The sequence below is a fragment of the Saccharomonospora xinjiangensis XJ-54 genome, from assembly GCF_000258175.1.
Taxonomy (GTDB): Bacteria; Actinomycetota; Actinomycetes; order Mycobacteriales; family Pseudonocardiaceae; genus Saccharomonospora; species Saccharomonospora xinjiangensis.
In genome coordinates this window covers 730372-751874 of record NZ_JH636049.1, presented here as the reverse complement: position 1 = coordinate 751874, position 21503 = coordinate 730372, and the positions used below count along the sequence as shown (strand labels likewise).

Here is a 21503-nt window from a genome sequence, read left to right as displayed (position 1 = left end):
GGCACCGCTACGGCTTCTTGCGCCGGTGTCGCGGTCGGTGCGGGCGGTGGCTTGCCGTGTGGTCGCTCGGCTCCGGATCGGACCAGGCGGTTCGAAGCTCGGCTGAGATGTCCACATAGTCCTCGCTGAGTGGTTCGTCCTGCGCCCTGGCCAGCATGCTGTCCGTGCGCCGGACGCCGTAAGCCCGCCGGAACTCCTCCGGATTGACCTCGTACAGCGACCCGACGAGCAGGGCAGCCGACGCCTGCACCGACGTGGAGGAGTCGCGTTCCACGCATTTCATGAGCACCTCGGTGGGCCAGATCGGGATGCGGCCGTCGGGAAACCACCACCGCCGATCGTGGCAGCGCAGCATGGTGCCGATGCTGCGCAGGATGTTGTCCTTGACCTTGAGCGGCAGCGGTTGCTTCGTCGTCCACTCGTGCAGGAAGTGGCCAGGGAAGTAATAGCCGTGTGAATCGACCAGTTTGTCCGAGTGCTCTCTGAGCAGCACGGCCGCTTCGTTCACCGCGGTCGGATCTGTGCGATCCCCTTCGAGGTAGTCCCTTTCGGCGCCCTCTCCGGTGATGATCTGCCCGATACACCAGGTGGCTGTCGCGGCATCGACGTTGCCGGATTGCCACGCGGGTTCGAGCACACGCAGGGCGACCCGTTCCTGGCCCAGCAGAACCATCGTGGAGAGAATCCCCGCCACCCTGGACTGCACCGAAGCCTCCTCGGGCATGGACTCCAGACCTCTGAGGACATTGTCGAGGCGAAGCCGCCGTCGTTCGCGGGCGTTGTGCTCGCGGGTCAGCAGCGCGCCGAACACGGTCGCCGCCGTGGCGAGTCCCCCGCCGACGAAGGTCAGGAAAACCTGAACCTGTTCCGGGGCCACGGTCCCTTCGAAAACGAACATCCCGGACCGCGCAGCCAGTGCTCCCGCGATCCAGAGCAGTGGCAGGGCGACGAGGACGAGCAGTGCGAGATACGGCCAGTTCCGGCGAAGTCTCATGTCTGCCGATCCGATTCGGCAACGTATCTGCTGCCGATTCCCACCGGTGATCCACCGACATCCGCCTGCGGATGCTCGTCGGTGCTGTGTTCTTCGTCCTTGCTGGCCGGTTTCCGCGAACGGTGAGATTCCTTTTCGGATTCCTGTTTGCTGAGAAAACCGATAAAGGACTTCTTCCGGCAGGCATCCACGACGGTTCGTAGTCGCTTGTACTGGCTGGGGCTCATCCGCTCCACCGTGAGGCCGATCCGTTCGGCTTCGCGGTAGTCGATGGGGAAACGGTGGTGCGCGTATCCGTAGACAAGCTGCCACGCGAGCTGCTTGATCGCGGCCTCGTCCTCGTCGGTGGACTTCTTTTTGAGCAGCTTGACGGCGTAGGACTCGCCTATTCTCAGGCTGCGGCCCCACGAGCCGAAATCGAGGGCGGTCACGCTTTTCAGCATGGGTGCGACCGAACTCGTCGCGAATTGGGTCGCCGTGTCGATCAGTCCGGTGACCGGGAGCCTGCGTTCGGTGGCCGTGATCAGTTTCGGCAGCGCCGAGAGAATCGTCTGGAAAGCGAACTCGCGGACGTAATCGACGCTCTGGTAGCAGTCGAGGGCCGACGTGGTGTTCGCGGGGTTGCGCGGGTCCGCGATCTGGGTGTCGAGCGGACCCAGCTCCGCGAACGGTGACAGGTATGTCCGGTCCGCTCCCACCGCGAGCAGTGTGCTAGCACTTTTCGCGCGATACGGCACATAGACGTTGAGCTTGGCGGCGAATTGCGACAGGTAGAGCACGGTTTTGTAGGCGCTGTCGAGGCTGCCCCCTGGTGAGTCCACCACGACGTTCAGCGTCCGCTTCGGCGGCCGGTCGAGATCGGGATACCCGAAGACGGTGCAGAGCAGCTCCTGGATTTCGCTCTCGGTTGCGGCCCCGTCGCTTTCGGACCTGAACCGGCCGTTGAGGAGCAGCCACACCCCGCCGAGATCCTTCGTCTGCTTGTTCCCGAGCTTCACCACGTCGTCGCGTTCGCTCTCGGTCATCGGCGTTCTGGCGACGTCGGAGCCCGCATCGTATGCGGACGGTGCTGTCGGTGCGCTCGAGTACAGCTGACCGGCGTTCGTTCCTGTGGTCATCGGTCCACCTGCTCGGTCGAGTCGCTCGCGTACGACTCCAGGACAGACCCTTCGGCCACCGTGAGCGAGTGCCATCGGCCCTCACCCGTCAGGGTCGGTCGTCACCGCAAGAGAGGGGCCGCCAGTCAACGGTCTGAGGCGGGGCCTTCGGCGAGTGACAGGCTGTTGCCGTCCGGGTCCGTGATGACGACGTGCCGTACTCCGTTGTCGTAGGTCTCCACCGGTTCGTGCTCGATGCCGTGCGTGGCCAGCCGGGCCAGGATGTCGTCGAGGCCGAGCACCTCGAGGGTGAGCAGTGCGTGTCCCGCCCGCTGGGGGTGCTCATCGACGAAGACCCAGGCTGTGTCGCTGACCCGCCAGAGAGCTTCACCACCGATCACCTCGTCAGCCGGGCGCCCGAAGAAGGACGTGTACCACTTGAGTGCGGCGGCCCGGTCGGCCACCGCCACACCGCTGTAGAGGCGCGTCATCGAATCCATGGGGCGACGGTAGTGGCCGCCGGTGACATCGGCTTTTCTGCGGTTTCGTGTCCGTTCGCGCCGGACGGCCCCTACGGCAGGGCAGGTTTCCACCGCGAGGCTGGCGGATACCTAACCGCCCGTAACCCGGTCGCCGGTCTCGTGCCCGAGTTGACACGAAGCGTCACCGTCGATAGCTTGCCGGGCCTGCACGGAGGGAGATCATCATTCTGAAGAAGTTGGAACGGGTGCTGGGGTTGAGGACGAACCCCGTCATCTTCTTCAGCTCAGCGTTGCTGACCCTGATTTTCGTCGTGGCCTCCATCGTGTTCACCGACGAGGTCGATGGCGTTTTCCGGGGTGCGTCGGAGGCGGTGAAGACCAATCTCGGCTGGCTCTACATCCTTGGTGTGACGTCTTTTCTGGGCTTCCTGCTCTGGATCGCGTTCAGCCGATACGGACATGTTCGACTGGGAGGGAAGGACTCCAGGCCCGAATACACCAATCTGAGCTGGTTCGGCATGCTGTTCGCGGCAGGCATCGGGACGATCCTGATGTTCTGGGGCGTCGCCGAGCCCATCAACCACTTCGCCAACCCGCCGTTCGGCGGTGTGCACGAGCAGGTGGAGGAACTGGCGGGGAACGCGGCAAGTTCGGAGCAGTTCGCTCAGCGGCTGACGGAGTTGCCCGTCGATGAGGGCGCGACCGCCCCGCTGAGCGAGGGCGCCGCCAACGAGGCCGTCGGGTTCGCCCTGTATCACTTCGGTTTCCACACGTGGGCGATCTTCTCGCTGCCCGCGCTGGCGTTCGCCTACTTCGCCTACAAGCGCGGGTTGCCGTTCCGGGTCAGCTCGATCTTCCACCCGATCCTCGGCGACCGGATCAACGGCCCGATCGGCAAGACCATCGACGTCGTGGCCGTGATCGGCACCCTGTTCGGGGTCGCCGTGTCCATCGGTCTCGGCACCCTTCAGATCAACAGCGGACTGAACGGGCTGTTCGGCGTCGAGATCAGCGGCACCGTCCAGATCGCCATCATCGCGGTGGTGACCACCTTCGCGACGATCTCGGTGGTGACCGGTCTCGACAAGGGCGTCAAGTGGTTGTCCAACATCAACGTGGGGATGGCCGTCGGGCTGCTGTTGTTCATCCTGTTCGCGGGCTCGACCGTGTTCCTGCTGCGCGGTGTCATCGAGAGCACCGGCAACTACCTGAGCATGCTCCTTCCGCTGTCGTTCTGGAACGATGCGCTGCCCGCGGGCGAATGGGGCTGGCAGGGCAGCTGGACGGTGTTCTACTGGGCGTGGACGATCACCTGGGCGCCGTTCGTCGGTATCTTCGTCGCGCGTATCTCCAAGGGGCGCACCGTCCGCGAGTTCGTGCTCGGGGTGCTCGGCGCCCCCGTCGCCTTCTCGATCATCTGGTTCAGCATCTTCGGGATGTCGTCCATCAACATCGAGTGGAACGACCCGGGCTCGCTGGTCGGCCCAGTGGTGCAGGAAGGTGACACCGCCGCCGCGCTGTTCTCCTTCCTCGAACACTTCCCCGTCAGCGAGTTACTCATGGCGTTCTCGGTGTTGATCGTCATCATCTTCTTCACGACGTCGTCCGACTCGGCCTCGCTCGTGGTGGACATGCTGACCTCGGGCAACACCGTCAGCCCTCCCGTCCGTCAGCGGGTGTTCTGGGCGCTGCTGGAGGGCGTCGTGGCCGCGACGCTCATCGCCGCCACGGGCCAGGAGGCGTTGCAGGCACTCGAACAGGTCATCACCGTGCTCGGGTTGCCGTTCTTCCTCATCGCGTTCGTGATGATGTATTGCCTGGTGAAGGCGATCCGGCAGGACGTTCCCGAGGAGGAGCTTCTCCCGAGAAGGGCCAGGTTGATGCTGGAGCGGCACCAACGGCCGGCGCACCCGCCGCAGGAGCCGGACCCGGCCTCGCCGCCGTCGGACCCGGCTCCGCCTTCGGAGCCCGAACCGTCGTAGCTCAGTGGCGGCGCGCCTGCCCCGGCGCTGGCGAGGGACCGTGCGGAGGTGGCGGCATGGAGGGCCGGCCGCCGGGCCCGTGACCGCCGTGAGGGAAGCGCGGAATGGGTCGCGTCGGCGCTGTGTCCAGGCGCGCCGTGTCCGGGTGCGTCGCGGACAGGTGCGTTGTGTCCTCGTTCGCTGTGGCCACGCTCGCGGGCGTGGCCACGAGCACCTGGGTGTCGTCGTCCGATGCGCCTGCGGGGTTCTCGGTGCCTGCGGGGCCGTGGCCGAGAACCCGGCCGAGCAGCGGGTGCGGCCGGTACCGCTCGACGAGGTCGGCCGTGCGCCGGGCCACGAGGTCCAGCGCACCGCCGACCACCGCGACGCCGAGGAGGAAGCCGACGAGCACGTCGTGCGGGTAATGCGCGCCGACGACCACACGGGAGAACGCCACGAGTGCCCCCAGACACAGCGCGGTCACGCCGAGCTTCCCGCGACGGCACATAAACACCGCCATGGCTGCGGCACCCGCGATGGTCGAATGGTTGCTGGGGAAGGACCAGTCACCGACGCCAGGACACTCCGCCAGTGGCCGTGCGCCCGGCACGGCTCTACACGGGCGGTCCTGCTCGATCACCAGCTTCGCGACCTCGCTGATCGCGTAGGCGAGAATGGTGATCACCGGCGCGAGCAGCGCAGCCGCCATGGCCCTGCTGTCCTCGCCTCGCGCTCGCCACCACCCGAACACGAGGAGCAACCCGAGTGCCACCACGCCTGCCTCGGTGAAGAACACGGCGAAGTCCCCGAGCCAGCCCGGCGCGGCGTTGGCGCCGTCGAGCACCGCCCTGTACAGCTCGGCCGACACATCGGGAACACCATCGACCTCAAGATCCTCCGTGGCCCTGGGTAATGCTCCGGGGACGGCGATACCGGTCGGGAATGAGAAAGGGGCGGCCTCGGGGACCGGGAAGAGCATGCTGGCAACTCCTGCGTAATCGAACGTCAACCCAGTGTAGTGATGACGTTAACGACGCTCGGGAGCGCCCGCCTGAGCCGATCGGCCGGATCCCCTCGGCCGATCGGCCTTGTCGAGAGAGCGGCCTTCGTCAGGAAAAGCCTTGCTGCGGAAGCATCATCTCGTTGGTCGCGCCCAGTTCCCCGGGTTCGCGGTCGCCGGGCCGGGGGCGTTGCCCTCCGGACAACTCCCGGCTCAGATCCAGCACGGCTCCGGCGAGGAACTCGACCTTGTGGCGCAGTTCCCTGAGTTCCTCATCGCCTCGGGTCGAGCGCACGGAGCCGCCGGCCACCAGCTCGCCGGGCGCGAACATCTCGCGCAGGTCTCGTGGGAGGTGCCCCAGCGCGTGGTCGAGCGATCCCGGCGACAGCAACTCCCGCATCCCTTCCGAGACACCGCGAACGGCGGGCCGCACGTCGGCGCGCCGGACGGTGGCCTCCGACGCGATGCGGTCGATGCAGTCGTCACAGTCGTACCGGATCGGGACTTTGCTCGGCACCCAGCCGTCATAGAAGGTGCCCCGCAGGAATTCGGGAAGCTGCGCCGCGAAATGGGCGGCTCCCTCCACCGTGAGGCGGTCGCGCAGCGTGTGCAGCCACGCCCGCAGGACCCGGTAGGTGTATCGGCGGTCGGTAGTGCCCAGCGCTTCCCCGACGGTGGCGAGCCATTCGTGCGCTGTGTTCTGTGCCCGCGCGAGTGGGTCGCTGGTGTGCGTCATGTGGTCCTCCCTCGACGAGGGGCGTGGCGTCGCATCGGTTGCCAGTGTCGGGGCACTCGATGCGATGGCACAGAGTCCAACGGCTCATCGTCGCCGTGCGCGGCGCTTTCGCGGCGCACGGACACGTCGCCATGATGGATGCGTGGCCTGCTCTTCCGGAGACGGCGACGATGGCGGTCACGCTCTTCCTCGCCGGTGACGTGATGCCGGGCAGGGGGGTCGATCAGATCCTTCCCCATCCCGGCGATCCCCGGCTGCGCGAGTCGTTCGTGCGAGACGCGCGGTACTACGTCCACGCCGCCGAGGAACGCAACGGACCCCTCTCCCTGCCGGTGCCCTTCTCGTGGCCGTGGGGGAGTGCCTTGCGGGTGATCGAGGAGGTCGCTCCGGCCGCGCGGATCGTGAACCTCGAGACGAGCGTGACGCGCACGCGGGCGTTCGCGCCCGGCAAGGCCGTGCACTACCGGATGCGGCCGGAGAACATCCCCGCGGTACTTGCCGCCAGACCCGACGTGTGCGTGCTGGCCAACAACCACGTGCTCGATTTCGGCCGCAAGGGCCTGACGGAGACGCTCGCGGTGCTGTCGAGGGCGGGCGTGCGGGTGGCGGGTGCGGGCAGTGACGCCGTCGAGGCAGCCCGCCCTGCCGTCGTGGGACTCGGCGAGGGCGGCGCGAATGATCTCGTTGTCCTCGCGGCGGCTGCGGCGTCGAGTGGGGTGCCTCCCGGCTGGGAGGCAGGTCCGGGCAGAGCGGGGGTGCGGCTGCTGGACTCCGCAACGAGCGAGATCGTCGAACAGGTGGCGACCGCCAAGCGGGCGGGGAACCTCGTCGTCGTGTCGCTGCACTGGGGTTCCAACTGGGGTTACGGCGTGCCAGCGGGACAGGTCGCGTTCGCCCACCGGCTGATCGACGCGGGCGCGGACGTCGTGCACGGCCACTCGTCCCACCATCCGAGGCCCATCGAGGTCTACCGGGACAGGCTCGTGCTGTACGGGTGCGGTGATCTGATCAACGACTACGAGGGCATCAGCGGGTTCGAGCGCTATCGAGGCGATCTGCGCCTGCTGTACTTCCCCGATCTCGACCCGGCGAGCGGGGCGTTGCTCGGGCTGCGCCTCGTGCCCGTGCAGGCTCGGCGGCTGCGCCTCCAGCGCGCGGGTTCCCGTGATCAGGAGTGGTTGCGCTCGGTGCTCACGCGGTGCGGTGCGCCGTTCGGCACCCGGGTCGAAAGCGGCGGCGATGCCCTGTCGCTGGCCTGGAAGCAGATGTGAGTCTTGCAGGATTGTTGAACAACTCTGTACCTTGTGCCGAACCGCGAGGATCGGAGTTGCGATGACCGACCAGCTCGACCCGGCACAGACCACGTCACGCGCCTCGAAAGGCACGTTGCTCGGCGCCGTCTTCCTGATGGCGACCAGCGCCATCGGTCCGGGTTTCATCACCCAGACCACCACGTTCACCGCCCAGCTCGGCGCGGCGTTCGCCTTCGCCATCCTGCTGTCGATCATCGTTGACATCGCCGTGCAGCTGAACGTCTGGCGCGTCATCGGGGTGTCGGGCCTGCGAGCTCAGGATCTCGGCAACCGCGTGCTGCCCGGCATCGGCTACGTCATGGCCGCGCTCGTGGTCTTCGGCGGGCTCGTGTTCAACATCGGCAACATCTCGGGCACCTCGCTCGGACTCGACGCACTCTTCGGGCTCGACGTCAAGATCGGGGGCGCGATCTCCGCGCTCGTCGCCGTGGGGATATTCCTCAGCAAACGCGCCGGCGTGGCGATGGACCGGCTCGTCGTGGTGTTGGGCATCGTGATGATCGCCCTCACCGCCTACGTCGCTGTGGTGTCCGGCCCCCCGGTCGGCGAGGCACTCCGTCAGGCCGTCTGGCCCGACACCGCCGACTTCCTCGTGATCACCACGTTGATCGGGGGCACCGTCGGCGGCTACATCACCTACGCGGGCGCTCACCGGCTGCTGGACGCGGGCGTGCACGGCCCTGAGCAGGTGGCGCAGGTGAGCCGCAGTTCGATCACCGCTCTGTTGGTGACGGGTGTGATGCGCGCGGTGCTGTTCCTCGCGGTGCTGGGGGTCGTCGCGGGCGGTGTCACGCTCGCGGCGGACAATCCCGCTGCCGACGCCTTCCACCAGGCGGCGGGGGAGGTCGGGCTGCGGCTGTTCGGGATCATCCTCTGGGGCGCCTCGGTGACGTCGGTGATCGGCGCGTCCTACACCTCCGTGTCGTTCCTCGTGTCCTTCTCGCCGGTTCTCGAACGGCGCAGGAACTGGCTCGTGATCGGTTTCGTCGCGGTGTCGCTGGGGACCTTCCTGATCCTCGACCAGGCGCCCACGACGCTGCTGGTGCTGGCGGGAGCGCTGAACGGGCTGATCCTGCCCGTCGGTTTCGGGGTGCTGATGTGGGTGGCGGCGCGGCGGCGCGATCTGCTCGGCGGCTACCGCTACCCGCGCTGGCTGCTCGTGATCGGTGTTGCCGCGTGGCTGCTCACCGTTTACCTGGGCTGGAATTCGCTGAGCGGCATCGGGGCTCTCTGGGGTTGAGTTTGGCGGGGCGATCCGGCGGCCATCCCCGTGAGGGAACCGGACGTCTACCCAGGGAGCGACGATGCCTGTTGCCGAGATGGTGCGCAGCTACCCGGCCGACCTCGGTGGTGTGGACCGCGACGCGCTCGTGCGGTGCATCGAGGAGTGTGTGGCCTGCGCGCAGGCGTGCACGTCCTGCGCCGATGCCTGTCTGTCCGAACCGGACGATGCGCTCGTGACACTGCGCAAATGTGTCAGGACGAACCTGGACTGCGCCGACGTGTGTGACACGACGGCGCGTGTTCTCTCCCGCCACACCGAGTACGACGCCAACGTCACGAAGGCGATGCTGGAGGCGTGTGCGACGGTGTGCTCGTCGTGTGCCGACGAGTGTGGCCGTCATGCCGACCACCATGAGCACTGCCGGGTGTGCGAGCAGGCGTGCCGCCGCTGCGAGCGGGCGTGCCAGGAGTTGATCGGCGGCCTCGGCCGGGGCGCCGGAGGCTGAGGCGCCGACCCGGCGGTGGGCCGCCCGCCAGCGGCCGTTCGTGGCCCACCGCCAGGGACGGGCCGCAGGTCCGGATCAGTCGTCGTCCTTCTTCTTTTTGTTCTTCTTCCCCTCTTCTTTGTCCTCTTTCTCGTCGTCCTTGCGGTCGTCCTCGTCCCGGCCTTCGCGGTCGTCCTTCGGCGGCGGGGTGGTCGTCTCCGCGTGCAGCAGGGTGTCGGACAGGATCACGATCGCGCCCTCGTGCCGCCCGATGCCGTGCTGGTGGTACTCGGTGACAGTGGCGCCCGACCGCAGCACGAGCCGGATGCCGACGTGCACGGTGTCGGTGCCGTTGACACGCGGTGCCGACACGACAGTGACCTCGCGGACCTCGGACCACCTCGTGGCGAAAGCCTCCTCGCCCTGCGCGCGCAGCGCGGGCCCGAGTAGCGCGTAGGCGGCGGGCGGATCGCCGGGAAGGTGACCGTAGTGGTCACCGACCACGCCGAGCAGCTCGGCCGACGACAGCGGCTGGGGACTCGACGCGGTTGTCGAGGGCGCCGGTGGCGGCGGGGCGGCGGCCTGTTCTCCGCTCGACGCGACGGCGATCGTGATCCCGGCGGCGACGACGACGAGACCGCCGCCGAGTGCGGCGAACGCCGCGCGGCGGGAACGCGGTGGCGCTTCGGCCACAGGTGCGTGGACCGGGACCGGACTGGGCGGGGTGTCGAGCGGTCGCAGATCGAGCCGTGTCCCGCTCGGGGGAGCACCGGCAGGAACGGCTCGCAGGGGCTGCGTCAGTTCCTCCGGCCGCACGGCGGGAACCGGGGCCGTGCCGAAAGCGAGTGCCTTCAACTCGTCGCGCACCGCCGCAGCAGAGGGCCGCGCCGCCGGATCGGACACGAGTAAACGGGCCAGCATCGGAGCCAACGGCCCCGCTCTCCGCGCAGGAGCCGCCGATCCTTCGGCCACCCTGCGGAGCACGCCGAGTGTGTTCTCCTCGCCCTCACCGAACGGCGGCGTGCCTTCCACCGCCGCGAACAGCAGCGAACCGAGGGAGAACACGTCCGACGCCGGGGTGGAAGGGTGTCCGCACGCCACCTCCGGCGCCAGGTACGCGGGCGTTCCGGCGACCAGCCCGGCCTGCGTCACGGCGATGTCGCCACCGGCGTGGGCGATGCCGAAGTCCACGAGCTTCGCCGTGCCGTCGGGGCCGAGAAGCACGTTGGCGGGTTTGACGTCGCGGTGCACGACACCGGCGTCGTGTGCGGCGGCGAGCGCGGACGCCACCTGAGCCCCGAGTGCGGCGGCGGCGTAGGGCGGCAGGGGACCGTCGGTGGCGAGCACGTCGGCGAGGCTGCGCCCGGGGAAGTACTCCATCACCAGCACGGGAAGGCCGTCGTGCTCGACGACGTCGTGAACGGTGACGGCGTTCGGGTGGTGCAGGCGCGCGGCGATCCGGCCTTCCCGGTGCGCTCGCTCGCGCGCCTGCGCGGCGGCGTCCGGGTTGGCGGGCAGGAGAAGCCGCTTGACGGCGACCTGCCTGCCGAGCCGCTCGTCAACCGCCTGCCACACGGTGCCCATCGCGCCGCTGCCGATCTCGCGCACCAGCCGGTAGCGGCCGGCCAGCAGCGTGGCCTCACCCGAATTCGTCACGCGAACAGGGTAGGCCGCCACGCAGAGTCCACCGACGTGCGCGGTCCGCGTGGTGCATGGTCAGAGCGCGGTGACTCCGACGAGGGCGACCGCGACGACGAGCAGGAGCGCCGCACCGGCGAGCACGAGGTAGGCGGCGAACGGACGGCGCTCCGCCACACCCGCAGCGCCGGGCCACCGGTGGGAAAGCTGCCGCGGAGTGACGGGCGCGCCGGGCCGCTCGCACGGAACCCCGAGCAGGTGCACGAGACGGTCGATGTCGGGGCGCGGGTAAACGTGGGCCGGTATGCGGGCGAGCACGGCACCGCGCGCGTCGAGGAGAAGGAGAGTGTCGGCGGCGGGCCCCCGGAACGGCACCAGATCGGCGCGCACCACCCGCGCGACGAGGTGACGAGCCACCCTGCGCTCACCCGCGAACGGCTCCCGCACCACCACGTCGTGCGGCGTGACCTCGACGTGGCGGGCGCGGACGATCGCGACGACGATGCCGAAGCACAGCACCGAAACCCCGGCGATTCCAGCAGCCCCTGCCGCCGATCCAGCCACGATCGTCACGGCGAAGAGGATGCCCAGCGGAATCGCGGCCAACAGAACGCCCGCCCACGCCCGAGCCGTGCCGGGACGAAGAACGAGGCGATGATCGTGGTGCGAGTGCATGGCTTCAGAGAGTACAAACGCCGGACGCGCGCGGGGCTGCAATGCCGCGAGCCGATGCGCCGGACGCGGTCGGTGACAACGCGAGCGCGCGCTATAGTGGCGGCACGCTGGACCCCGCTGCGGCGGCTGCGGGAGCTGTCAGCCAGGGCCGGTAGCTCAGTCGGTTAGAGCAGGGGACTCATAATCCCTTGGCCGTGGGTTCGAGCCCCACCCGGCCCACGCGTGTGACCTGGGGTTTCGGGACGCCTTGTCCATATCTGACAGTGCTCCTTGATTACGCGCGCGAGGGCGACACGGTGGCGGTCCAGTCCCTTGACCGGCTCGGCCGTTCCCTATCCGAGGTAGTGCGGGTCGCCGACGACTTACTCAAGCGCGGCATCGTGCTGCGCACGTTGACCGAGGGCATCGACTACTCAACCGCCACCGGGCGGATGGTGGCCGGGATCTTCGCCAGCCTGGCCGAGTATGAGCGCACCCTGATCAACGAGCGCGCCGCCGACGCCCGCGCCGCAGCCAAGGCGCGCGGCAAGCAGACCAGCCGCGCTCGTGCGCTGACCGAGGAGCAGGTGGCGTTTGCCCGGCGGATGCGCGATGCGGGCGAGTCGATCGCGACCATTTGCGAGACGCTCAAGGTCTCCCGCGCGACGCTGTACCGCCACCTCGGTACGGCGCCCTAGCCGCCGACGAAGACTGCCACGGCGGCCACTGCCAACGCGAGGATCGACACGACCAGAGCCCACACGGAGATCAGTTTCTGCCTGGCCGAGAGGTCTCGTGCCTCCGTTGCGAGGGCGAGCGCCTTTTCCTCGCGGGCGACATGTTCAGCCTCTTTCCGATCTCGTTCCTCACGCTGGGTCTGCATGGCGTCCGCGAACTCGCCGAGCTGGGCTTCTTGCTTGGCGCGGCGGCGCTCCGTGTCATCGAGCCAATGCCGTTGCTGCCTGATCCCAGGCAGCAGAAACTGATCATCGTCCATGGGGTCATGAGCCTAGCTAGCCCGAAAACCGCGAGAGAGTGAGCTGATCGACGTGCCACATCGGGCGCGGTTGAGCTAGGCGAACACGGATGGAGGGTAGCCAACTTACGCTCAGATGCAGATGATGTGAATCTGATGTGTTAATCTCATATTATGTATGGATCATTTGCAGAAAGAGTTCGCTACGTCAATCAGCAGCTGGGCGTGACGTTCACCAGGATGGCCTTCAAGAGCAACGAGGCGCGCTCCCAGGTCTGGTTCAACAAGGTCGCCAACGAGGTTGACGGCGTGAGCGCGCCACCGCCCGAGAAGATCCCTGGCATTGCCAAGGCGCTCGATCTCACGCGGGAGCAGTGCACCGCGCTGATCTGCGAGGGCTGGTACGGCGTTCGTGCCGAGGATGTCTCGCCGCGCGTGCAACAACTCGCCCCGGCTTTGGACAAGCTCGGCGATGCTGATGCCGAGCTGGTGGAGCAGGTCGTGAAGCGCCTCGCCGAGTCGGGGGCGAACCACCCTGACTAAGGGATTTCTCGTAACCGGGTGTGGGTTTGTTGGTGGCGGTAGTTGATCGTGGTGTGATGCAGGTGATCTCGGCGTCGCGGTCGGAGTGGATTGCCCCGTTCACGGGGTTGGAGCCGGGTCAGTTCCGCAAGCTGGTGCGGGTCGTGGCGAAGCGTGGTGGTGACGAGATCGCCGATGGCCGTCCTGGTCGTCAGTGGCGACTGGACCTGGCCGATCGGGTGCTGCTGGTCGCGAACTATTGGCGGACGAACCTGACGATGCGTCAGCTCGGACCACTGTTCGGTGTGTCGCATTCCGCGGCGCACCGGGTGATCGACACCATCGGGCCGCTGCTGGCGCTGGCCCTGGTCCGCAAGCGGCGGATCGACGCGATCGCGATCGTACGGGACCTTGGTGCCGGCCCGGGATCACCGGCTGGCCGCGCCGTCGAAGAACTACCGGTACTCGGCGACGTGCAAGTCGCGATCGACGCCGACACCCGGCTGGTGATCGCCACCGGCGACGCACATCCGGGCAACCGCAACGACTGCACCGTCTACCGCGACTCCGGAATCCAGCAGGAATCGGCCGGACACCCGGTCATGGCCGACGACGGTTACCAGGGCAACGCCGAGGTGATCATGCCCCTACCGCAAACCTCGGGACGGGAGCGATCTGCCGGACTGGAAGCAAGACCTCAACGTCGGCCACCGCACGATCCGCGCCCGCATCGAGCACACCCTGGCCAGGATGACGTGCTGGAAAATCCTGCACGACTATCACCGCGCCGCCAGCACACTCAACGACACAGTGTCCGCAATCGCCCACCTACACAACATCCTCATCCTCCTCGCCGACTGACCCACAAACACCCACCCCCCAACCACAAGATCAGCTACAAGACACCCCTTAGCTCAACGTGATGCTGAGCGCTCGCCCACACATCGAGCTTGTTCAACGATTTCACAGACCAGTTGTTGACCATTCGGTTCTGGCGTTTTAGCTGGTGAACCTCGGTCACCCGGCCGCGACGGTAGGTGAATTCCGAACCTTTCGACAACTCGCCGAGGTCCTCGACAGTGATCGAGTCGGCATGCCCCATGACCACATACAGTGATCGAGTCGGCATGCCCCATGACCACATACAGAGCGTGCCGAACTGTCGAAGCGGCCCCTCGGACCTGTTGCCTAATTTGTCGGCCTCGCCACCGGCCCTCGGGCTCACTGTTGTTACTCCAGATGGGTTGAATTGCCGCCAGAGTAGCGGATGGTGCGCGACCTGGTACGGCATGCAGCCGTCCCGAGATGCTGGGTTGGAAACCGTTCCGTCTCAGGCTGTTCAGAAGACATCGGTGATCTCGACGGACAGCTCCGTGTCAGAGGTGCATTCCTTGGACAGGTTTCGCAGTTCGGCGTCGAAGTCGTCGGTGACGGGCAGCGGTTCCGAGCCGCCGAAGTCACACTCGTCCGTAGGTGTGGTGTCGTCCGTGAAAGCGACTTCGGTGCTCGGTTCGGGAGTGGCGGCCAGGATGCTCTCGTCCCCGCTGCCGACAGTCAGGCCGATGGCAAACCCGATGCCGAGGCAGGCGACGCCGACAAGACCGAGCGACCACCAGCGGCTTGAGGTAGTGGGCGAGACGGTGGTCATATGGGTCCTTTCCATGCAGAGGCTGGAGTTCGGCTCGATGGGATGTTCGGCTGCTACGGGGATGCGCTCACCGGTCCACGAAACCGATGGGCAGCCGACGGAAGTGACCACCGCCGCGACGGCGAGAGCGGGCAAGGCCCTCAGCCGAGCGTCACACGCCGGGGTACCAGGAGGTCAGGACTGTGACGAGGTGTTGGAGGTTCTGGGTTCGCATGACCGGCGCGGAGGCGTTGGGCTCGAAGTCACGGCCCGCTTCGCTGCGCCGCCACAGGCTGTCCTCGCTGATCGGGGCGGTCATGTGCTGTTCGAGAGTGCCGAAGAACGCGGTGATGTCGTCGTCGGCGATCTCCTTGCCCCGCAGCACGTGGTAGGTACCGGCGAGCACGCGGAGCATGCCGACCGAGCCGAGCAGTGACCTGCTGCGCAGGTCCGTGGGGCTCAGCGTGCCTTCGGCGACGTCGGCGAGGTCGGTGAAAGCCTCGGTGATGCAGTCGAGGAAGCCGTGGACGGCCTCGATGACCGCCTCGTCGGACAACTCGGCCTCCCGCCGCGCGCTGATCCTTCCGCCCACGCCCACCGCGACGGCCTTGGTCAGGTCGGCGACGTGCTTGGCGCCGATGAGATTGACGTTGTTGCGGGTCATGCGGTCCTGCTCCAGGTCCACCCGCCCCTTGAGCAGGGCATGGTCGATCACACGGTCCAACGTCCGGTTGGCAATCTTGGATCCGTCGAAGCGGGCACGTAGTGCGGTGGAGATGCCCTTGGCGTTGTCGGCGACGTCGACGAACATCTGGCGTGCCCGGACGGAATTGGGTTCGACGTAGATGTCCAACCCGATCGCTTCGCTGTGCAGGCGGGTCAGTCGTCCTCGAAGGTCGTCGAGCTTGGCTTCCAGTTTGGCCTGCCGCTCGGCCGATCGCGCGCGTCCCAGGTCGCGTTCTACCTTGGCGATCTCTTCCGACAGTCGCCGTGTTTCCAGGTGGCTGCCGAGGATACGGTGCTGCCCGTCGATCGTGGTGAGGGCGCCGAACGCGCCGGTGGCCCAGGGAATCTCTAGGTAGCCGATCTGACCGTTGGCACCGTCGAGCGGCTGGAACGTGCACCCACCGTTGTCCCGCGCCAGCAGAGCGGGCGCCACCCAGGTCTCGTGCTGGGAGATGTAGTCGCCGAACGATCGGGCGTGGCGCGGATCGACCTTGCGGTTGTCCGGGTCGGGCTGAGCCGGATCGGGCAGGTGAAGGATCTTGTCGAGATCGAGCAACGGCACACGGGTGCTGTAGACGGTGCGTCCACCTTGGACACTGCGCATGGCCAGGTAGGTGTCCGAGCGACGGCCTGCGGTGACTCGGGCGCTGTCGACGGTGATTGACATGGTGTTCCTTCCTCTGCAGGGGGCTGGTCGGCTGGAGGGGGCTCGGAGAACGAGGCATCCGCCATGGGCGTGAGGCCGCCGCATGTCACAGATCCGCTGAAAACAAGTGTTGACGTAAGGAAGTCAATCACCATTGATGTACACGGTCAACAAGGTGATTCACGTGTGTTACGGTAACAGCTGCTTGAGGAGACGATGGGCATGTCAGACGGGACGCTCGTGACGGCGGCGGAGATCGCCCGCATGGCAAGTGTCGGCCGGGCCGCCGTGAGTAACTGGCGTCGGCGCCATACAGACTTCCCCGCCCCTGTAGCCGGACCCGGCGGGACACCCGTCTTCCGGTTGGACGAAGTGGAGCGGTGGCTGCGGGAGCGGGGGAAGCTCACCGGCAGCGGGCCGTCGGACACGGTGTGGCGGGCGTTGGAAGGCGACGCCAATGTGCTGGAACGAATCGCCGACGTCGCCACCTATCTGCACGAGCCGGGCACGACCACGCTCCCCGAGGGGGTTCGCCGTGTCCTTGGCGACCTTGACGCCAGGTCGCGGGACGAGCTTGTCGAGTCGCTGTGTGGTCGAGCGTTCGAGCGGCAACAACGTCAGCATCTGGTGAGTCCGCCGGAACTGGCGCGGCTGATGGTCGAACTCGCCGGGCCCGTTACGGGCACCGTGTTCGACCCCGCCTGCGGCCCGGGCAACATCCTCCGCGCCGCCGCCGAGGCAGGTGCCGAACGACTCGCCGGGCAGGAACTCGACCCGGTTCTGGCCAGGCTCGCCCGTGCACGTTTACAGGGCTCTCGCCCCGCGACCATCGTGGACGGCGACGCGCTGCGGGCAGATGCCTTCTCCGAGCTTCGAGCCGACGCGGTGGTCTGTGATCCGCCCTTCGGCTACCGCGACTGGGGGCATGAGGAGCTCGGCATCGACCCGCGCTGGGAATACGGCGTGCCCGTGAAGGGGGAACCCGAACTTGCCTGGGTTCAGCACTGCCTCGCGCACGTCACCCCCGAAGGCACCGTTGTGGTGGCGCTGCCCGCCGGGGTGGCGTTCCGCCGGTCCGGCCGCGCCATCCGGCAGGCGTTGCTACGACGAGGTGGGCTGCGGGCGATGATCGCGTTGCCTGCCGGCGTGTTGATGTCCACGGGTATCGCCGTTCACCTGTGGGTCTTGCGTGACCCGGGCACGCGGGGTGCCGAACCTGTGCTCCTCGTCGACACCGGTCACCACCAGCCACCCCGGCGGGGACAGGTGGACTGGAACGCGATCCACCGCGACGTCCTCGGCTCTTGGCAGGAGTTCCGGAAGACCGGCACGGTCGAGGAGGTTCCTGGGCAGCGGAAGGTCGTTGAACCGATCGAGTTGCTGGATGAGGACGTGGACCTCACGCCCGCTCGGCATCTTCCTCAGCAGCCGACGGCTCTCGACCTCGACGTGGTCGACCAGGCCCGGGAACGCCTGGTTCGCAGCCTCAACAAGCTGGGCGATCTGCTCCCAACTGTGCGCGAGGCCAGGCAAGGTGGACGCACCAGCACGACGATCAGTGACCTCGCCCGGGCGGGAGCACTCGTGCTACGACAGCAGCTCGGCCCCCTCGACACGGCGGAAACAGGCGATGGGCCTCGGGTACTGACCGGACGTGATGTGGCCACCGGCCGCGAACCCACCGAGCGTTATGCGGGGGACCGAGACGACGTGGTGCCGCTGCGACCGGGCGATCTGGTGGTACCGCTGTTGGCGGCGGGCGGTGGGAAGCCCGCAACCCGGGTCATCGAGGCCGACGACCTGGTGCTCGGCCCGAACCTTTGCTTGATCCGCGTGGACCCGACCAAGCTGGACGTGCATTTCCTCGCGGGTCAGATTCGCGGGGGCAGCACGCCGCGGGGGAGCAGCACGACCGCCTCCGGGGTGCACCGGATCGACGTGCGACGGGCCGAGATCCCCGTACTCGACCTTGGAGTGCAACGGCGGCTCGGGGCGGCGTTCCGGCGGCTCGTCGAGTTCACGGCAGGTTTGCGTGACGCGAGCGACGTGGGTGAGCGTCTCGCGCGGCAGTTGACCGACGGACTGGCCGACGGTGCTGTCGTACCGGGGGAGTAGAAACGATCGGCATCTCATCGACGACATGAACACTGTCACTTCAATTTCCACAGGGGAGATCTGTGAGCAGCACGCACACTCGGCTGGCGAGTTTCATCTGGTCCGTGGCCGATCTACTGCGCGGCGACTACAAGCAGTCGGAGTACGGCAAGGTGATCCTTCCGTTCACCGTGCTGCGCAGGCTCGACTGCGTACTGGCGCCGACGAAGCAGAAGGTGCTGGAACGCAAGGCCAAGCTGGCCGAGCAGGGCGTGCAGAACCTGGACATGCTCAAGCGGGCCACCGGGGGCCTGAGCTTCTACAACACCTCGAAGCTGGATTTCCAGTCCGCAGTGCGTGACCAGGACAACGTCGCGAACAACCTCAAGTCCTACATCGGCGGGTTCTCCGAGAACGCGCGGGAGATCTTCGACGCCTACGACTTCCCCGCCCAGTTGGCGCGGCTCGACGGCGCCGGGCTGACGTATCAGGTGGCGTCGAAGTTCGCCGAGATCGACCTGAGCCCTGAGGCGGTGGACAACCACCAGATGGGCTACGCGTTCGAGGAGCTGATCCGGCGGTTCTCGGAAATTTCGAACGAGACCGCTGGTGAGCATTTCACGCCCCGCGAGGTCATCCGGTTGATGGTGAACCTGCTGCTCGCGCCGGACGAGGAGGAACTGACCACGCCGGGCGTGGTGAAGACCGTGCTCGACCCGGCGTGCGGGACGGGCGGGATGCTCACCGCGGCCGAGGAGTTCATCACCGAGCACAACCCGCACGCCAAGGTGGTGCCGCACGGGCAGGAACTCAACGCCGAGTCCTACGCCATCTGCAAGTCGGACCTGCTGATCAAGGGCGAGAACGCGGCGAACATCAAGCTCGGCAACTCGTTCAGCCACGACAAGCACTACGGCAAGACGTTCGACTACCTGCTGGCCAACCCGCCGTTCGGCGTGGAGTGGAAGAAGGTCAAGGACGACGTCGAGAACGAGGCGAAGATCGGCTTCGCCGGCCGGTTCGGCGCCGGACTGCCGCGTATCAACGACGGGTCGCTGCTGTTTCTCCAGCACATGATCCACCACATGAAGAAGCCGGAGCAGGGCGGTTCGCGGATCGCGATCGTCTTCAACGGCTCGCCGCTGTTCACCGGCGCCGCCGAGTCGGGCGAGTCGAGGATCCGGCAGTGGATCCTGGAGAACGACTGGCTGGAGGCCATTGTCGCGCTGCCCGACCAACTGTTCTACAACACTGGCATCTCGACTTACTTCTGGATCTTGACCAACCGCAAGGACGAGGCGCACAGAGGCAAGGTGCTCTTGCTCGACGCGCGCGAACACTGGGCGAAGATGCGCAAGTCCCTGGGGGACAAGCGCAAGGAGATCCCGGACGAGGAGATCGCGAAGCTCACGGAGCTGTACGGCGAGGCGCTCACGGTGGCGGAGAACCCCGAGCACCCGATGCACGAGAAGGTCAAGGTTTTCTCGCCGCGGGACTTCGGGTACCGGCGGATCACGGTGGAGCGGCCGTTGAAGCTGCGGTTCGAGGTCACCGAGGAAGCGCTGGCCGAACTGGAGGTCGCCAAGCCGCTGGCGAAGTACGAGAGCCGGGAGAAGCTGATCGACGCGCTGCGCACGCTGGTCGACGAGCCCGCGTCGTACCGGAAGGTCGACTTCGTGAAGACGCTGAAGGAGACCCTGGCCCCGCTGGGCAAGTTGCCCGCCGCCGTGGACAAGGCGGTCTGGAAGGTCGTCTCGATCAGCGACCCCGAAGGTGAGTTGCAGACCGATCGCAAGGGCGAGCCGCTGCCTGACCCCGACCTGCGGGACTACGAGAACGTCCCACTGGACGAGGACATCGACGAGTACCTGGCTCGTGAGGTCTTGCCGCACGTCCCGGACGCCTGGGTGGACCACACCAAGACCAAGGTCGGCTACGAGATCCCGTTCACCCGGCACTTCTACAAGTACGTACCACCACGACCGCTGGAGGAGATCGACGCCGAGTTGAAGGACCTCGAAGCCCAGATCCAGCGCCTCCTCAGCGAGGTGACGGAGTGAGCTGGGAAAGCGTTCCCCTTCGGTACGTAACGCGCCTGCTGAATCGTGGCACCGCGCCGAATTATGTCGACGACGGGCCAATTCGCATGGTGAGCCAGGCTGCTAACCAAAAGTCTGGCTTGGATTGGGAGAGAACTAGGTTTCATTCGTATCTAGGTGATCCGCGTAAACTCAAGGGGTACCTGCAGTTGGGTGACTCGTTAGTAAACTCAACTGGCACTGGCACTCTCGGTCGCGTGGGTTGGTTCGAATATTCTCCAGATTCGCGTCCGTGTGTCGCTGATGGTCATGTAACGGTAGTCCGCTTCAATCCACATCGGGTCCATCCGAGGTTCGGGTATTACTACCTGAAGAGTAGTAGTTTTCAGAGGTTCATGTTCGAGACCTTGGTCACCGGATCCACAAACCAGATAGAGTTGAGTCGCGAGGGCATGCGTGCGACATCCATGCCGGTCCCTGCGCTGGAGGAGCAACGGCGCATCGCCGACTTTCTTGACGTCGAGACGAATCGTATCGGCAAATTGATCGGCATGCGTACGAGTCAGTTAGAGTTGATCGAAAGTCGCTCTAAATGTCAACTTGCCAAAGTTTTACTACCGCCAATACCGCCAGCTTCTTGGCGTGAGATTCCAATCAAGTATCTGTTCGAATTTGAACGCGCAGGCGTTTGGGGGGACGATCCGGCTGGGGATAAATCGGATGTATTATGTGTTCGCGTAGCCGATTTTGACAGGATCTCATTGACTGGCGGATCAACCGCAGCAACTTACCGAGCGATTGACGCGCAGCAGATTCGACGTAGGACTCTCCGTAAAGGAGATGTCCTGCTTGAGAAGTCTGGTGGTGGCGAGAAGAATCCTGTTGGGTTCGCGGTCAACTACGATGGACCGGAGAATGTGCTAGCGACAACCTCAAACTTCGTATCCATTCTTCGTCCAAAGTCGATCGTTTTTCCTCGCTTTGCAGGACTTTTGATGGCAGCAAACTACTTCGCTGGAATGAATATTCCGTTCATTAAGCAAACGACGGGAATTCAAAACCTTGACGGTGCGGGTTATTTAGGTCGCAAAGTGCACTTGCCGACCATCTCGGAGCAAGTATCGATTGTCCGGCTGCTCGATCGCAATCTCGATTCCGCCTCCCGGTATCGCAATTCCGCGAACCACCAAATCGACCTCCTTGCCGAGCGTCGCCAAGCCCTGATCACCGCTGCGGTCACTGGGCAGCTCGACGTGACGACTGCGCGGTCGGGGGTGCGCTGACTCATG

General features: G+C 66.3%; 19 protein-coding genes, 1 tRNA gene and 1 pseudogene. 11 read left to right on the top strand and 10 right to left on the bottom strand.

Going from position 1 to position 21503, the window contains the following annotated elements:
* Positions 1–7 precede the first annotated feature (7 nt).
* The 3 genes from SACXIDRAFT_RS02765 to SACXIDRAFT_RS02755 all read right to left on the bottom strand — a co-directional run bounded on the left by SACXIDRAFT_RS02765 (position 8) and on the right by SACXIDRAFT_RS02755 (position 2591).
* A complete protein-coding gene (locus SACXIDRAFT_RS02765; RefSeq protein WP_006236945.1) occupies positions 8–994 on the bottom strand; it encodes a hypothetical protein in 987 nt (328 codons plus the stop codon).
* Positions 991–2112 (bottom strand): SDH family Clp fold serine proteinase, encoded by a 1122-nt coding sequence (locus tag SACXIDRAFT_RS02760; RefSeq protein ID WP_006236944.1) that lies wholly within the window; start codon positions 2110–2112, stop codon positions 991–993. Before SACXIDRAFT_RS02760 ends, SACXIDRAFT_RS02765 begins: the two co-directional genes overlap by 4 nt.
* A 125-nt stretch (positions 2113–2237) precedes the next feature.
* A complete protein-coding gene (locus SACXIDRAFT_RS02755) occupies positions 2238–2591 on the bottom strand; it encodes a VOC family protein (protein ID WP_006236943.1) in 354 nt (117 codons plus the stop codon).
* A gap of 206 nt (positions 2592–2797) precedes the next feature.
* Between SACXIDRAFT_RS02755 and SACXIDRAFT_RS02750 the strand changes: the two genes are divergently transcribed.
* Positions 2798–4555 (top strand): BCCT family transporter, encoded by a 1758-nt coding sequence (locus SACXIDRAFT_RS02750; RefSeq protein ID WP_040922019.1) that lies wholly within the window; start codon positions 2798–2800, stop codon positions 4553–4555.
* A gap of 1 nt (position 4556) precedes the next feature.
* On the opposite strand, the gene SACXIDRAFT_RS02745 is transcribed toward SACXIDRAFT_RS02750, so the two are convergent.
* Together SACXIDRAFT_RS02745 and SACXIDRAFT_RS02740 are read right to left on the bottom strand one after the other, a co-directional pair.
* A complete protein-coding gene (locus SACXIDRAFT_RS02745; protein ID WP_006236941.1) occupies positions 4557–5513 on the bottom strand; it encodes a phosphatase PAP2 family protein in 957 nt (318 codons plus the stop codon).
* Positions 5514–5643: 130 nt separating this feature from the next.
* Entirely contained in the window at positions 5644–6270 is a 627-nt protein-coding gene (locus SACXIDRAFT_RS02740) for a DUF2267 domain-containing protein (protein WP_006236940.1), read from the bottom strand.
* Between the two features lie 170 nt (positions 6271–6440).
* On the opposite strand from SACXIDRAFT_RS02740, the gene SACXIDRAFT_RS02735 reads away from it, so the two are divergent.
* The 3 genes from SACXIDRAFT_RS02735 (at position 6441) to SACXIDRAFT_RS02725 (ending at position 9313) form a co-directional block, all read left to right on the top strand.
* Positions 6441–7541: a CapA family protein gene (locus SACXIDRAFT_RS02735; RefSeq protein WP_006236939.1), complete on the top strand. Its 1101-nt coding sequence runs from the start codon at positions 6441–6443 to the stop codon at positions 7539–7541.
* Between the two features lie 61 nt (positions 7542–7602).
* The gene (locus SACXIDRAFT_RS02730; protein ID WP_006236938.1) at positions 7603–8823 is read left to right on the top strand and encodes an NRAMP family divalent metal transporter; all 1221 of its coding nucleotides are present in this window, start codon (positions 7603–7605) and stop codon (positions 8821–8823) included.
* 64 nt (positions 8824–8887) lie between these two features.
* Positions 8888–9313, top strand: a complete 426-nt coding sequence (locus SACXIDRAFT_RS02725; protein ID WP_006236937.1) for a four-helix bundle copper-binding protein — start codon at positions 8888–8890, stop codon at positions 9311–9313.
* Positions 9314–9388: 75 nt separating this feature from the next.
* Here the strand turns inward: SACXIDRAFT_RS02725 and SACXIDRAFT_RS02720 are convergent, their stop codons facing one another.
* On the bottom strand, positions 9389–10948 hold the full coding sequence (locus SACXIDRAFT_RS02720) for a serine/threonine-protein kinase (protein WP_040922425.1): 1560 nt from the start codon (positions 10946–10948) through the stop codon (positions 9389–9391).
* Between the two features lie 60 nt (positions 10949–11008).
* Positions 11009–11605, bottom strand: coding sequence for a hypothetical protein (locus SACXIDRAFT_RS02715; protein WP_006236935.1), 597 nt, complete (start codon positions 11603–11605; stop codon positions 11009–11011).
* A 145-nt stretch (positions 11606–11750) separates the two neighbouring features.
* Between SACXIDRAFT_RS02715 and SACXIDRAFT_RS02710 the strand changes: the two genes are divergently transcribed.
* Together SACXIDRAFT_RS02710 and SACXIDRAFT_RS02705 are read left to right on the top strand one after the other, a co-directional pair.
* Positions 11751–11824 (top strand) — tRNA-Ile (locus SACXIDRAFT_RS02710).
* Positions 11825–11868: 44 nt separating this feature from the next.
* Complete coding sequence (locus SACXIDRAFT_RS02705; RefSeq protein ID WP_050986901.1) at positions 11869–12282, top strand: recombinase family protein; 414 nt, start codon at positions 11869–11871, stop codon at positions 12280–12282.
* Here SACXIDRAFT_RS02705 and SACXIDRAFT_RS02700 read toward each other — a convergent pair.
* On the bottom strand, positions 12279–12581 hold the full coding sequence (locus SACXIDRAFT_RS02700; protein ID WP_006236934.1) for a hypothetical protein: 303 nt from the start codon (positions 12579–12581) through the stop codon (positions 12279–12281). The genes SACXIDRAFT_RS02705 and SACXIDRAFT_RS02700 overlap by 4 nt on opposite strands.
* A 153-nt stretch (positions 12582–12734) precedes the next feature.
* On the opposite strand from SACXIDRAFT_RS02700, the gene SACXIDRAFT_RS02695 reads away from it, so the two are divergent.
* A complete protein-coding gene (locus SACXIDRAFT_RS02695; RefSeq protein ID WP_006236933.1) occupies positions 12735–13103 on the top strand; it encodes a hypothetical protein in 369 nt (122 codons plus the stop codon).
* Between the two features lie 56 nt (positions 13104–13159).
* Positions 13160–13943, top strand: a pseudogene (locus SACXIDRAFT_RS02690) (transposase family protein).
* A 478-nt stretch (positions 13944–14421) separates the two neighbouring features.
* On the opposite strand, the gene SACXIDRAFT_RS02680 reads toward SACXIDRAFT_RS02690, so the two are convergent.
* Both SACXIDRAFT_RS02680 and SACXIDRAFT_RS02675 read right to left on the bottom strand, forming a co-directional pair.
* Positions 14422–14730, bottom strand: a complete 309-nt coding sequence (locus SACXIDRAFT_RS02680) for a hypothetical protein (protein WP_006236930.1) — start codon at positions 14728–14730, stop codon at positions 14422–14424.
* Positions 14731–14881: 151 nt separating this feature from the next.
* Positions 14882–16102 (bottom strand): DNA sulfur modification protein DndB, encoded by a 1221-nt coding sequence (locus SACXIDRAFT_RS02675; RefSeq protein ID WP_006236929.1) that lies wholly within the window; start codon positions 16100–16102, stop codon positions 14882–14884.
* Positions 16103–16303: 201 nt separating this feature from the next.
* On the opposite strand from SACXIDRAFT_RS02675, the gene SACXIDRAFT_RS02670 reads away from it, so the two are divergent.
* The 3 genes from SACXIDRAFT_RS02670 (at position 16304) to SACXIDRAFT_RS23485 (ending at position 21497) form a co-directional block, all read left to right on the top strand.
* A complete protein-coding gene (locus tag SACXIDRAFT_RS02670) occupies positions 16304–18196 on the top strand; it encodes an N-6 DNA methylase (RefSeq protein WP_006236928.1) in 1893 nt (630 codons plus the stop codon).
* Between the two features lie 62 nt (positions 18197–18258).
* On the top strand, positions 18259–20235 hold the full coding sequence (locus SACXIDRAFT_RS02665; RefSeq protein WP_006236927.1) for a type I restriction-modification system subunit M: 1977 nt from the start codon (positions 18259–18261) through the stop codon (positions 20233–20235).
* An 86-nt stretch (positions 20236–20321) separates the two neighbouring features.
* Complete coding sequence (locus SACXIDRAFT_RS23485; protein ID WP_083840044.1) at positions 20322–21497, top strand: restriction endonuclease subunit S; 1176 nt, start codon at positions 20322–20324, stop codon at positions 21495–21497.
* Positions 21498–21503: the final 6 nt, after the last annotated feature.